Source organism: Bradyrhizobium ferriligni (assembly GCF_056837965.1).
This window is the reverse complement of sequence record NZ_JBXEJO010000032.1, coordinates 21,696-35,437: the sequence shown is the minus strand read 5'-3', so window position 1 is coordinate 35,437 and position 13,742 is coordinate 21,696. Positions and strand designations below refer to the sequence as shown.

7 protein-coding genes are annotated in these 13,742 nt (G+C 63.5%); 6 read left to right on the top strand and 1 reads right to left on the bottom strand.

Annotated elements, in window-relative coordinates; genetic code table 11:
• Nucleotides 1–76: 76 nt before the first annotated feature.
• From rpoC to AC1VNY_RS20085, 3 genes are all read left to right on the top strand, one after another.
• On the top strand, nt 77–4,279 hold the full coding sequence (rpoC, locus tag AC1VNY_RS20095) for a DNA-directed RNA polymerase subunit beta' (RefSeq protein WP_016847590.1): 4,203 nt from the start codon (nt 77–79) through the stop codon (nt 4,277–4,279).
• Nucleotides 4,280–4,459: 180 nt separating this feature from the next.
• Nucleotides 4,460–6,520: an FAD-dependent oxidoreductase gene (locus AC1VNY_RS20090; protein WP_482406491.1), complete on the top strand. Its 2,061-nt coding sequence runs from the start codon at nt 4,460–4,462 to the stop codon at nt 6,518–6,520.
• Between the two features lie 226 nt (nt 6,521–6,746).
• Nucleotides 6,747–8,795, top strand: coding sequence for an ABC transporter ATP-binding protein (locus AC1VNY_RS20085; protein WP_482406490.1), 2,049 nt, complete (start codon nt 6,747–6,749; stop codon nt 8,793–8,795).
• A gap of 45 nt (nt 8,796–8,840) precedes the next feature.
• Here the strand turns inward: AC1VNY_RS20085 and AC1VNY_RS20080 are convergent, their stop codons facing one another.
• Nucleotides 8,841–10,049, bottom strand: coding sequence for an FAD-dependent oxidoreductase (locus tag AC1VNY_RS20080; protein WP_482406489.1), 1,209 nt, complete (start codon nt 10,047–10,049; stop codon nt 8,841–8,843).
• Nucleotides 10,050–10,749: 700 nt separating this feature from the next.
• Here AC1VNY_RS20080 and rpsL point away from each other — a divergent pair.
• Genes rpsL through fusA form a run of 3 tightly spaced genes read left to right on the top strand, consistent with a single transcriptional unit; the run spans nt 10,750 to nt 13,710 of the window.
• A complete protein-coding gene (rpsL, locus tag AC1VNY_RS20075; protein ID WP_006611834.1) occupies nt 10,750–11,121 on the top strand; it encodes a 30S ribosomal protein S12 in 372 nt (123 codons plus the stop codon).
• A 15-nt stretch (nt 11,122–11,136) separates the two neighbouring features.
• Nucleotides 11,137–11,607 carry a 30S ribosomal protein S7 gene (gene rpsG / locus AC1VNY_RS20070; protein WP_016843741.1) on the top strand — a complete coding sequence of 157 codons (471 nt, stop codon included), beginning with the start codon at nt 11,137–11,139 and terminating at the stop codon, nt 11,605–11,607.
• Between the two features lie 30 nt (nt 11,608–11,637).
• Nucleotides 11,638–13,710 carry an elongation factor G gene (gene fusA / locus AC1VNY_RS20065; RefSeq protein WP_016843742.1) on the top strand — a complete coding sequence of 691 codons (2,073 nt, stop codon included), beginning with the start codon at nt 11,638–11,640 and terminating at the stop codon, nt 13,708–13,710.
• The last annotated feature ends 32 nt before the right edge of the window (nt 13,711–13,742 follow it).

Genomic DNA, 13,742 nt, shown 5'->3' with positions numbered 1-13,742 from the left:
GACGTTGGGCGGGGCGCGCGCTGAATAGAAGTTTCGAATTTGCTGCCGGTGACGATCGGCACGCGAGGAGAAGACCATGAATCAAGAGATTATGAATCTTTTCAATCCGACGACCCCGGCCCAGGTCTTCGACCAGATCCGGATTTCGATCGCGTCTCCGGAGAAGATTCTGTCCTGGTCCTACGGCGAGATCAAGAAGCCGGAGACCATCAACTACCGCACCTTCAAGCCGGAGCGTGACGGCCTGTTCTGCGCGCGCATCTTCGGGCCGATCAAGGACTACGAGTGCCTGTGCGGCAAGTACAAGCGGATGAAGTACAAGGGCATCATCTGCGAGAAGTGCTCGGTCGAGGTGACGCTGTCGCGCGTCCGGCGCGAGCGCATGGGCCATATCGAGCTGGCCGCGCCTGTCGCCCACATCTGGTTCCTGAAGTCGCTGCCCTCGCGCATCGGCCTGTTGCTCGACATGACGCTGAAGGATCTCGAGCGGATCCTCTACTTCGAATACTACGTCGTGCTCGAGCCGGGTCTCACCGCGCTGAAGGACCGCCAGCTGCTGTCCGAAGACGAGTATCTGAAGGCGCAGGACGAGTACGGCCAGGATTCCTTCACCGCCATGATCGGCGCCGAGGCGATCCGCGAGCTGCTCAAGGGGCTCGAGCTCGAAAAGCTCGAGGCGACGCTGCGTGCCGACATGGCGGAGACCGACTCCGACATCAAGCACAAGAAGCTCGCCAAGCGCCTGAAGATCGTCGAGGCCTTCCGCGTTTCCGGCAACAAGCCGGAATGGATGATCATGACGGTGGTGCCGGTGATTCCGCCGGACCTGCGTCCGCTTGTGCCGCTTGACGGCGGCCGGTTCGCGACCTCCGACCTCAACGACCTGTATCGCCGCGTCATCAACCGCAACAACCGCTTGAAGCGGCTGATGGAGCTGCGTGCGCCCGACATCATCATCCGCAACGAAAAGCGCATGCTGCAGGAGGCCGTCGACGCGCTGTTCGACAACGGCCGCCGCGGCCGCGTCATCACCGGCGCCAACAAGCGGCCTTTGAAGTCGCTCGCCGACATGCTGAAGGGCAAGCAGGGCCGGTTCCGCCAGAACCTGCTCGGCAAGCGCGTCGACTATTCCGGCCGTTCGGTGATCGTGGTCGGTCCCGAGCTGCGCCTGCACCAGTGCGGCCTGCCGAAGAAGATGGCGCTCGAGCTGTTCAAGCCGTTCATCTACTCGCGGCTCGATGCCAAGGGTCTGTCCACCACGGTGAAGCAGGCCAAGAAGCTGGTCGAGAAGGAGCGTCCGGAGGTCTGGGATATCCTCGACGAGGTGATCCGCGAGCATCCGGTGCTGCTCAACCGCGCACCGACGCTGCATCGCCTCGGCATCCAGGCGTTCGAGCCGGTGCTGATCGAGGGCAAGGCGATCCAGCTGCACCCGCTGGTCTGCGCCGCCTTCAACGCCGACTTCGACGGCGACCAGATGGCCGTGCACGTTCCGCTGTCGCTCGAAGCGCAGCTGGAAGCGCGCGTCCTGATGATGTCGACCAACAACATCCTGCATCCGGCGAACGGCCAGCCGATCATCGTGCCGTCGCAGGACATCGTGCTCGGCCTCTACTACGTCTCGATCATGCGCGAAGGCCTGCCCGGCGAGGGCAAGATCTTCGGCGACATGGCCGAGCTCGAGCACGCCCTGCATTCGAAGGTCATCCACCTCCACACCAAGATCAAGTACCGGTGGGAAGGCCTCGACGAGGAAGGCAAGCAGTCCAAGCGCTGGATCGAAACCACCGCGGGCCGCGTCATGCTCGGCAACCTGCTGCCGAAGAACCCGAAGATCTCGTACGACATCATCAACAAGTTGATGACCAAGCGCGAGATCTCCGGCGTGATCGATCAGGTCTACCGGCACTGCGGTCAGAAGGAGACGGTGATCTTCTGCGACCGCATCATGGCGCTCGGCTTCTACAACGCCTTCAAGGCGGGCATCTCGTTCGGCAAGGACGACATGGTCGTGCCGGCGTCGAAGTGGAAGATCGTCGATCAGACCCGTACGCTGGCGAAGGATTTCGAGCAGCAGTACAATGACGGCCTGATCACCCATGGCGAGAAGTACAACAAGGTCGTCGACGCCTGGTCGAAGGCCGGTGAAGAAGTCGCCAAGGCGATGATGAAGGAGATCTCGTCCACCAAGAAGACGGCGGCGGGCGCGGATGCCGACATCAACTCGATCTACATGATGGCGCACTCCGGTGCGCGTGGTTCGCCGGCGCAGATGCGCCAGCTCGCCGGCATGCGCGGCCTGATGGCCAAGCCGTCGGGCGAGATCATCGAGACGCCGATCATTTCCAACTTCAAGGAAGGTCTGTCGGTGCTCGAGTACTTCAACTCGACCCACGGCGCCCGCAAGGGCCTCGCGGACACCGCGTTGAAGACCGCGAACTCGGGCTACCTGACCCGCCGTCTGGTCGACGTCGCGCAGGACTGCATCATCACGCAGACCGATTGCGGCACCACACTCGGCATCAAGATGCGCGCCATCGTCGACGCCGGCACCGTGGTCGCCTCGCTCGGTTCGCGCATCCTGGGCCGCGTGGCCTGCGACGACGTGCGCGATCCCGCCACCAACGAGGTCATCATCAAGCGTGACACCTTGATGGAGGAGAGCCATGTCGACGCGATCCAGCAGGCCGGCATCCAGGAAGTGAAGATCCGCTCGGCGCTGACCTGCGAGCTGATCAACGGCATCTGCGCCAAGTGCTACGGCCGAGATCTGGCTCGCGGCACGCCGGTCAACCACGGTGAGGCCGTCGGCGTCATCGCGGCGCAGTCGATCGGTGAGCCCGGCACGCAGCTGACGATGCGCACGTTCCACATCGGCGGCGCCGCGCAGCTCAACGAGCAGTCGTTCGTCGAATCGAACTTCGACGGCAAGATCGTGATCAGGAACAAGGCGATCGCCCGCAACAGCGAAGGCAGCCTGGTCGCGATGGTGCGCAACATGGTCGTTGCGATCGTCGATGCCGATGGCACCGAGCGTGCAACCCACCGTATCCAGTACGGTTCGAAGATGCACGTTGACGAAGGCGACATGGTCAAGCGCGGCCAGCGCATCGCCGAGTGGGATCCCTACACCCGCCCGGTGCTGAGCGAAGTCGAGGGCACGATCGGTTTCGAGGATCTGGTCGAAGGCCAGTCGATCTCGGAAACGCTCGACGAATCGACCGGTATCGCCAAGCGCGTGGTCATCGACTGGCGCACGACGCGCGGCGGCTCGGACCTGCGCCCGGCCATCGTGGTCAAGGGCAAGGACGGCAAGGTGATGAAGCTCGCGCGTGGCGGCGATGCCCGCTACATGCTGTCGGTCGACGCCATTCTGTCGGTCGACATCGGCGGCAAGGTGATGCCCGGCGACATCCTGGCGCGTATCTCGACCGAGAGCGCCAAGACGCGTGACATCACCGGCGGTCTGCCGCGGGTGGCGGAACTGTTCGAGGCTCGCAAGCCGAAGGATGCGGCGATCATCGCGGAGACCGCGGGAACGATCCGCTTCGGCCGCGACTACAAGAACAAGCGCCGCATCTCGATCGAGCCGATGGACAAGACCGAGGAGCCGCGCGAGTACCTGATCCCGAAGGGCAAGCACATCCACCTTCAGGACGGCGACATCGTCGAAAAGGGCGATTTCATCGTCGAAGGCAATCCGGCGCCGCACGACATCCTGGCGATCAAGGGCATCGAGGAACTCGCTGCCTATCTGGTCAACGAAATCCAGGAGGTCTACCGGTTGCAGGGCGTGCTCATCAACGACAAGCACATCGAGGTGATTGTCCGTCAGATGCTGCAGAAGGTCGAGGTCACCGATCAGGGCGACACCGACATGATCTCGGGCGAGCAGGTCGACAAGATCGAGTTCGACGCGCTCAACACCAAGGCCAAGGAGGAGGGCAAGAAGCCCGCCACGGGTACGCCGGTTCTGCTCGGCATCACCAAGGCGAGCTTGCAGACCCGCTCCTTCTTCTCGGCGGCCTCGTTCCAGGAGACCACGCGCGTGCTCACCGAAGCTGCCGTCAACGGCAAGGTGGACCCGCTCGAGGGCCTCAAGGAGAACGTCATTGTCGGCCGCCTGATCCCGGCCGGCACCGGCGCCTCGATGGCGCGGATCCGCGAAGTCGCGGTCAAGCGCGACAAGCTGATCCTCGACGAGCGCGAGAAGCAGCAGGCGGCGATCGTGCCGACGGCTCCGGAAGCGGAGCCGCTGGCGCTGCCGCCCGCGGAATAGGCATCCGCAAGACTACGGGTATGGCGAGAAGGCCGGCGTTTAGCCGGCCTTTTTGCTGCTTTCTTTGCTTGCTGCGGTGCAGGGACGCAGTTTGTTCATCTTTCCTTCAGGCAAAAAAGTGCCTTTGCTAGGGTGACTTAGACCGGTTGTTTGGCTCGCGCCGGAGACGACGGAATCCATATGCTCGACTTGGCTATCGTAGGCGGCGGCCCCGGGGGGCTGATGAGCGCCTGGTATTTGAAGCGCAAACTCGGCGACCTCTGCCGCGTTACCATCTTCGAGGCGTCGAACCGCCTCGGCGGCAAGATCGTCACGCGCAAATTCGACACTGCGCCTGCGATGTATGAGGCCGGCGTCGCCGAGATCTATGATTACTCGATGACGGGGCCGGACCCGCTGCGCGAGCTGATCCAGCATTTCGGCCTGCAGACGATCCCGATGGATGCCGAGCAGGTGCAACTCGACGGCGAGCTGCTCGCCGACGTTCCCGGCATGCGCCGCAGATACGGGGCGAAGACCGCGGCCGCGATCGAGGCGTTCCGCAAGCGCTGCAGCGACCTGGTGTCGCCGATCGAATATTACGAGGGCGTCGGCGCCCACGACAACGAACACCCGTGGGCCTACAAGACCGCCGAGCAGGTCCTCGACGAGGAGGTCGAGGACGCGACCGCCAAGCGCTTCTTCAAGGTGATGGCGCGTTCCGACATCGCGACCGAGAGCCACAACACCAACGGCCTCAACGCGCTGAAGAACTACGTGATGGACGTCGACGGCTATATCGGCCTGTATTCGATCCAGAACGGCAACGAGCAGCTGATCGATTGTCTGCGCTCGGAAGTCAGCGCCGACATCCAGCTCAACCATCGTGTACTCAAGGTCGGCAAGACCGCCGATGGCCGCTACCAGCTCAACATGATGAACGGCAAGGGGCCGGAGACGCGCGACTTCGATCTCGTGCTGGTCTGCCTGCCGCACTCCTGGCTCGCGACCATGCGCTGGGACGGCGAGCAGCTGCGCAAGTCGATGGTCAAGCACGTCGCCTATTTCGACCGGCCCGCGCATTATCTGCGGGTCTCGATCCTGTTCGACGAGCCGTTCTGGGGCGAGAAGATCCCGGGCGCCTGGTTCATGTCGGAGGCGTTCGGCGGCTGCTGCGTCTACAATGAGGGCGCGCGCCACGATGTCGGCAAGCACGGCGTGCTGAACTGGCTGATCGCGGGCTCGGATGCGCTCGCCTTCGCCAATCTCAGCGACCAGGAGCTGATCGACGCCGCCTTGAAGTCGCTGCCGCCCTCGCTCGGCGATGCGCGCGAGCATTTCCTGGAAGGCAGGATCCATCGCTGGCTGTCGTCGGTCAACGCGCTGCCGGGCGGCCTGCCGGTGCGCGACGTCATGACCAACCACCGCCCGGAGCCGAAGGAGCACCCCGGCATCGTGGTGGTCGGCGACTATCTGTTCGATTCGACGCTGAACGGACTGCTCGATTCCTCCGATGCCGCGACCGACATCATCGTCACCGAGATGATGCGGCTGCGCCGTACCCGCGCGCGGGACGAGAGCTCGCTGTCCGACAAGATCGACCGCAGCTATTTCGACAATTATCGCGGCGCCGGGCCCTACGGCGAGGTCTGGCGCAACTTCACCGACCCGGCCTATCTGACGGACCTGATCAAGACGGTGTGGGGCAGGGCGAAGGGCTACAAGCTGCTGATCGCCGGCTCCGCCAGCGGCGAACTGGTCGGCGCGCTGCGCGAACGTGGCATCGATGCCTGGGGCATCGAGAACAACCGCTACATCCACGGCAAGACGCCGAAGGCGCTCAAGAAGTACAACAAGCTCGGCTCGATCGCCGACATGCCGTTCAAGGCCAACGAGTTCGACTTCGTGTTCGAGACCTCGCTGTGCCATCTCGGCGAGAAGCAGGTCGTGCGCGGGGTGCGCGAGCTCAACCGCGTGGTCAAGACCGGCGTCGTGTTCGCGTCGGTGACTTCCGACATGGCGCCGGCGGTGATCGACCGCTACGACCTGCTGCGCGGGGTGAAGAAGCTCGGCACCTGGTGGGAGTGGTCGGAATTGTTCTTCGGCAACGGCTTCGACCTGTCGATGCACCGCCGCGACTGCACCGATGCGCTGTGGACATTGACGCTGGCCGCCAACAAGGGGCCGGGGCAGTGGTACGCCGACTCCGACAGCCTGCGCTATTCCTTCTTCGACAAGGTCGAAGCCGAGCTCGACGACTAGCGGCGCCGAGCGGAAGCCTTTGCCGCCAGGCGACCGGCCTTGTGTCAACCAGCTGTCAAACGGCGGCAATGCTGCGCTCCGCGAATCCGCGCGAGCGTGCGGCGGCGCGTCGGCCGTTCCAAACGCTTTGCCGAATTCGTCATGATCGCATAGGATTACGGCCGCAGTGTTATCGGCTGCGGTTTCGATTTGCGGTCATGCCGGCCGTGGAGCATCGGTTGGTTTCATGGCGCCAAGACCTCCCTCATCAAGACCTCCTGCATCAGACGATCCGACGAGAGCGGCGGCCGACGATCCCGAGCTGAAGAAGAAGCCCGCGTCCGGTCCGCCCGCGGCGGCCGTTTCCACGAAGCCAGCCGCGGCGCCGGCTGACGACGAAGAGGATGAGGACGCGGACGACGAGTTCGAGCTCGATGACGACGATGATGACGAGGACCTCGTCGTCTTCACCGCCAAGGAAGCCGCCGGCGCGCTCTCCACGATCTTTGGCTTCGTCAGGCCGATCCTGGCGAACTACAAGAAGCCGTTCGCCTGCGTCGCCTTCGGCGTGCTGGTCGAGACGTTGTTCAACGTCATCATGCCGCTCAGCCTGAAATTCCTGATCGACGACGCGCTCGGCGAGGAGGATTTCGGAGCCCTCTACAAGATTCTCGGCGTGCTGGCGGTGGCCGGCATCGTCACCTCGATCATCGCCGTCTGGTACGAGCGCTGGGATGCGCGACTTGCCGCCGGCATCATCGCCGACGTGCGGACGCGGCTGTTCGACCATGTCCAGAACCTGCCGTCGGCCTATTTCGCGCGCACCAAGCGCGGCGAGATCCTGTCGCGCTTCTCGATCGATCTGTCGGCGTTCGAGGGTTCGGTCAAGACCTTTGCCAACAGCGCGGCGCTGCCGGGCCTCGAGCTTGTCGCGGGCATCATCCTGATGCTGTTCCTGAACTGGCAGCTTGCCGTGGTCGCCTTGCTGGTGTTTCCGATCACCCTGATCGGACCGCGCATCCTGACGCCGAAGGCGGTGCAGGCCAATTACGAGCAGAAGCAGAACGAAGCCGCGCTGCTCGGAACGGTGCAGGAGAACGTTGCCGCCCAGGCGGTGGTGAAGGCGTTCAATCTGCAGCGCCGGGCGCTCGGCTGGTTCACGATGCGCAACCGCGACGTCCGGGCCAAGGCCGCGTCAGCCATGTTCCTGTCGACCATGGTGGAGCGCACCGTCACCATCGCGGTGCTGCTGCTCCACCTCGTGGTGCTGGCGATCGGCGCCTATCTCGCCACCAAGGGGCAGATCACCGTCGGCACCTTCGTGACCTTCGAGAGTGCGTTCTGGGAGGTATCGTACAACATCGCCCATCTGATGCATTTCATCCCGGTGTCGATCCAGTCGGCGGCGGCGGTGCGGCACATCCAGGAACTGCTCGACGAGCCGACCCGCGGCGCCGACCGTCCCGGCGCGCCGGATCTGCCGCGCATCACCAACGACATCTCCTTCGACCGCGTCACCTTCCAGTATGAGGGGGCGCAGACGCCGGTGCTCGACAATCTCAGCCTCAAGCTCAATGCCGGCAAGAGCATCGCGATCGTCGGTCCCAGCGGCTCGGGCAAGAGCACGCTGATCAACCTGATCCTGCGGCTCTACGTACCGGACGAGGGCCGGGTCGCCATCGACGGCGTCGATATTCGCCGGGTGACGCGCGAGTCGCTGCGGGCGAGCATGGCGGTCGTGTTCCAGGAGAACATGCTGTTCAACATGTCGATCCGCGAAAACATCCGGCTCGGCAAGGAAGGCGCGACCGACGCGGAAGTCGAGGACGCCGCCCGGAAGGCCGAAATCCATCGCTACATCATGAGCCTGCCGCAGCGCTACGACACGCCGGTCGGCGAGCGCGGCGATACCCTGTCGGGCGGCCAGCGCCAGCGCATCGCGATCGCGCGCGCGATCATCCGCAACCCGTCCGTTCTGCTGCTCGACGAGGCGACTTCGGCGCTCGACCAGACCACGGAGGCTGCGATCAACCGCACGCTGCTCAAGGTCGCCGAGGGCCGCACCATGATCTGGTCGACGCATCGCCTGACTTCGGTGGTCGAGATGGACGAGATCATCGTGATCTCCGGCGGCAGGGCGATCGAACGCGGCTCGCACGAGGAACTGCTCGCCCGCAATGGCGTCTATCGCAAGCTGTGGGACGACCAGGGGCATCTGAATCATGACGAGGACGCCGACGACTCGGATGATGACGATGATGAAGATGAGGACGAAGACGAGGATGAGGAGGCGTGAGGCCCGCGCCGCGACGCGGGCGATGGCCGAGCGCTGGATTTTACTTTACGCCCGGTCCGCGGCTTGTGGACGTTGCCGGAATTGGTTGGCCGGCCGCCTCGTCGGCGCCGCCACGGGGTTGTGCAGCCGGCGCAGCCAGCCGCGGCCGAGATAGCCGAAAAAGCGTGCCCAGCGCTGGGCCTGCCAGCTGGGCCCCTTGCCGACCGACACCTCGCGGAAGCTGAATGCCTTGGCGTTCGACCAGGCGTCGCAGGCGGTCTTGACCGGATCGTCGTAGAACGCGGCGATCTTGTCCTCGCCCATGCCGTCGGTCGACAGCCAGGCCGGGATGTGGACGTTGCAGAGCTGGACGACGTCGGTGAACACCTTGTCGGTGCCGGTGCCGGTGACGGGGCAGGTGCTGGCGAAGGCATCACCGACCAGCACGACGCCTGCCTGCCGATAACCGGTGCTGACATAGATATCGGCGGGCCTGATCTTGATATCGCCCGCGATATCGAACTCGCCGGCGAGCCGGCGCAGCCGCGGCAGCGCGGCGTTCAGCGTCTCGACCGGATTGCGCCGCATCGCCCGCAGCCAGGGATCGTCGGCCTTGCGATAGGTGAAGAGGTTGGCGCGCATCCGGTCTCCGACCGGAAACAGCGTGATGTAGGGGATGCGGTCGCTGGGCCGCTCCGAGAAATAGGTCATGGCCGCGAACGGGAAGGCGGGGCGGCCTACGGGGACGAAATCGAACCCGAGCGAGATCGAGTGGCAGAAGCTCGTGACCAGCCGCTCGATGCCGAGTATCCGGCGCAGCCCGACGTTCAGGCCGTTGGCCAGCACCACGAGGCGCGCCGAGATCTCCTCGCCATTGGAAAGCACGAGCCGCTGCCGCTCGGAGCTGGTCGCGACATTGACCACCTTGTCGCAGATGAACTCCGCCGGCCCCGCGATTTCGTTCCGAATCGCGGCGATCAGCGCGTCGTACATGATGCCGTATTGCCGGCTCGGCTGCCGGTCGAGCAGGTGGCCGAATCGCGCGATCCAGTTCTCGCCGTCCAGCGTCGCCGAGCGGAGCACCGACTCGGCAAGGCCGGTCCTGGCGAATCGCTCGAGCTGGAGGTCGCCGCCGATCTTTTCGACACGGAAATCGAACGGATAGACCTGGTGGGGGTCGACCAGGACCGTCGGTATCCCGGCACGGCCGAGCATGGCGGCTGCGGTCGAGCCCGCAAGACCTCCGCCGATGATCGCGATGTCGGTATACCGCATAAGAGTTTCCGTGGCCGTGACCCCGATTTTTGCGCTGCGAATGGCAAATAAAGGCTTAGTTTCGAAGTTTGCCTTCAAGACCAACTTGGGGAGAGTTGTTTCTATCTATATTGTATCCGGGTATAATATGATTCCGCGTGCGCCCCCAAGATTCGGATGAAGGTGCGGGGAGGTCGGTCGGCCGTCACATTTCGCCTTGCGCCGAACCTCGGCGAAATGCGAAATCTGCAAGTGCCAGAGGCGTTTCTTTGCTTGTCGTTTTGCTTGACTTCACTATCTCTCGATTATACAAGGCGCCCACTTAACGACAGGCGGTGAGCTACGCCAGCGTCGGAACGGAACACCCGAAGGTCCTTTTTGAGGAGCCGGACGGGCACCAACCTCGACGAATGCCGCTCAAACGCTGTCGATGATAGCTAGGCAATGCCAGGACGATATTAGTTCTCTTGAGCACGTCCTCTTGAGAGTGAATTCGGATGCATGACCTCGGTGGCGGACCGAACAGCGAACGCTGACCGGTTCGGGATCGCGGTCCTCTGTGGCGTCGATGCGCTTTCCGCTCAGCGATGAGTGGTTGGCGCGATTTCGCTTTGCGCGGTTGTTTGTTCCGTGCCGAGCGGGCCGTGCGGGACGGCTAGTCCCGAGAAGAAATTTGCGGAGCCATTCAAGGTTTTCGCGCGAACTAAAGGGTGAAGGCTGCATGCCGACGATCAACCAGCTGATCGCAAATCCGCGTGAAGTGCAGAAGTCGCGTAAGAAGGTGCCGGCGCTGCAGCAGTCGCCGCAGAAGCGCGGCGTGTGCACGCGCGTCTACACCACGACCCCGAAGAAGCCGAACTCGGCGCTTCGTAAGGTCGCCAAGGTGCGCCTGACCAACGGCTTCGAGGTGATCGGCTACATCCCGGGTGAAGGCCATAACCTGCAGGAGCACTCGGTGGTCATGATCCGCGGCGGCCGCGTCAAGGACTTGCCCGGTGTGCGCTACCACATCCTCCGCGGCGTGCTGGATACCCAGGGCGTCAAGAACCGTAAGCAGCGTCGTTCGAAGTACGGCGCGAAGCGTCCGAAGTAAGCGGGAACCGATCAGATGTCGCGTCGCCATTCTGCCGAGAAGCGTGAAGTTCTTCCGGATCCGAAGTTCGGGAACATCATCATTACGAAGTTCATGAACTCGGTGATGTACGCCGGGAAGAAGTCGGTTGCCGAAAACATCGTCTACGGTGCGCTCGGCATGATCGAGGCCAAGACCAAGCAGAACCCGCTCGGCGTGTTCGAGCAGGCGCTCGAGAACGTGATGCCGACCATCGAGGTTCGTTCCCGCCGCGTCGGCGGCGCGACCTACCAGGTCCCGGTCGAAGTCCGTTCGGTGCGCCGTCAGGCGCTCGGCATCCGCTGGCTGATCTCGGCCGCCCGCGAGCGCAACGAGAAGACCATGACGGAGCGTCTCTCGGCTGAGCTGCTCGACGCCTCGAACAATCGCGGCAACGCCGTCAAGAAGCGGGAAGACGTGCACCGGATGGCGGAAGCCAACCGCGCGTTCTCGCACTATCGCTGGTAAGGCGAACAACGGAATTTAAGGAACAGTCTCATGCCCCGCCAACATGCCATCGAGGACTACCGCAACTTCGGTATCATGGCGCATATCGACGCCGGCAAGACCACGACCACCGAGCGCATCCTGTATTACACCGGCAAGAGCCACAAGATCGGCGAAGTGCACGAAGGTGCCGCGACGATGGACTGGATGGAGCAGGAGCAGGAGCGTGGCATCACGATCACCTCGGCCGCGACCACCGCGTTCTGGAACGGCAAGCGCCTGAACATCATCGACACCCCCGGCCACGTCGACTTCACCATTGAGGTCGAGCGTTCGCTGCGCGTGCTCGACGGCGCCGTTTGCGTCCTCGACTCCAACCAGGGCGTCGAGCCGCAGACCGAGACCGTCTGGCGCCAGGGCGACAAGTACAAGGTTCCGCGCATCGTCTTCGCCAACAAGATGGACAAGACCGGCGCCGACTTCTTCAAGTGCCTGTCCGACATCGTCGACCGCCTCGGCGCCAAGCCGATCGCGATCCAGCTGCCGATCGGTGCCGAGAACAACTTCAAGGGTCTGGTCGACCTCGTGAAGATGAAGGGCGTCATCTGGAACGATGAATCGCTCGGCGCCAAGTTCGACTATGTCGACATTCCGGAAGATTTGGTCGAGCAGGCCAAGGAATATCGCGAGAAGATGGTGGAAGCCGCCGTCGAGCTCGACGACGACGCTTTGGCTGCGTTCCTCGACGGCAAGGAGCCGGACGAGGCGACCCTGAAGCGCCTGATCCGTAAGGCCGTGTTGACCGGCGCGTTCTATCCGGTGCTGTGCGGCTCCGCGTTCAAGAACAAGGGCGTGCAGCCGCTGCTCGACGCCGTCGTCGACTATCTGCCGTCGCCGATCGACGTGCCCGCGATCAAGGGCACCGACGAGGACGGCAACGAGGTCGTGCGCAAGGCGGACGACAAGGAGCCGCTGGCGCTGCTCGCGTTCAAGATCATGGACGACCCCTTCGTGGGCACCATCACCTTCTGCCGCATCTACTCGGGCATCCTGCAGTCGGGCACCGGCGTGGTGAACTCGACCCGCGAGAAGAAGGAACGTATCGGCCGCATGCTGCTGATGCATGCGAACAACCGCGAAGACATCAAGGAAGCCTATGCCGGCGACATCGTCGCGCTGGCTGGCCTGAAGGAAGCGCGCACCGGTGACACGCTGTGCGATCCCGACAAGCCGGTGATCCTCGAGAAGATGGAATTCCCGGAGCCGGTGATCGAGATCGCGATCGAGCCGAAGTCGAAGGCCGACCAGGAAAAGCTCGGCGTCGCGCTTGCCAAGCTCGCCGCGGAAGATCCGTCGTTCCGCGTGTCGACCGACCAGGAGTCCGGCCAGACCATTCTCAAGGGCATGGGCGAACTGCATCTCGACATCAAGGTCGACATTCTCAAGCGCACCTACAAGGTCGATGCCAACATCGGCGCGCCGCAGGTGGCGTTCCGCGAGCGCGTGACCAAGAAGGCCGAAGTCAAGTACACGCACAAGAAGCAGACCGGCGGTACCGGTCAGTTCGCCGAAGTGTCGATTGTCGTCGAGCCGAACGAGCCCGGCAAGGGCTATGAGTTCGAATCGAAGATCGTCGGCGGTGCGGTGCCGAAGGAATACATCCCCGGCGTCGAAAAGGGCCTCAACAGCGTCATGGGCTCTGGTGTCGTTGCCGGCTTCCCGGTCGTGGACGTCAAGGTGCAACTGGTCGACGGCAAGTATCACGACGTCGACTCGTCGGCACTGGCGTTCGAAATCGCATCGCGGGCCGCGTTCCGCGAAGCGTTGACGAAGGGCAAGTCCGTTCTGCTCGAGCCGATCATGAAGGTCGAGGTGGTGACCCCGGAAGACTACACCGGCTCGGTCATCGGCGACCTGAATTCCCGGCGCGGCCAGATTCAGGGCCAAGACATGCGCGGCAACGCCAACGTCATCAACGCGATGGTACCGCTCATGAACATGTTCGGTTACGTGAACAACCTGCGCTCGATGAGCCAGGGGCGCGCGACCTTCACCATGCAGTTCGATCACTACGCCGAAGCTCCGGCGAACGTGTCGGCTGAAGTCCAGAAGAAGTTTGCCTGATTGTCGTTGATGGCAGTCAACGATTGAACGGA

What these genes read in the sequence shown, in the direction of transcription:
- AC1VNY_RS20090 (WP_482406491.1), top strand. Translation starts at nt 4,460, where the DNA reads ATGCTCGACTTGGCTATCGTAGGCGGCGGCCCCGGGGGGCTGATGAGC.
- AC1VNY_RS20085 (WP_482406490.1), top strand. Translation starts at nt 6,747, where the DNA reads ATGGCGCCAAGACCTCCCTCATCAAGACCTCCTGCATCAGACGATCCG.
- rpsG (WP_016843741.1), top strand. Translation starts at nt 11,137, where the DNA reads ATGTCGCGTCGCCATTCTGCCGAGAAGCGTGAAGTTCTTCCGGATCCG.
- rpoC (WP_016847590.1), top strand. Translation starts at nt 77, where the DNA reads ATGAATCAAGAGATTATGAATCTTTTCAATCCGACGACCCCGGCCCAG.
- AC1VNY_RS20080 (WP_482406489.1), bottom strand. Translation starts at nt 10,049, where the DNA reads ATGCGGTATACCGACATCGCGATCATCGGCGGAGGTCTTGCGGGCTCG.
- rpsL (WP_006611834.1), top strand. Translation starts at nt 10,750, where the DNA reads ATGCCGACGATCAACCAGCTGATCGCAAATCCGCGTGAAGTGCAGAAG.
- fusA (WP_016843742.1), top strand. Translation starts at nt 11,638, where the DNA reads ATGCCCCGCCAACATGCCATCGAGGACTACCGCAACTTCGGTATCATG.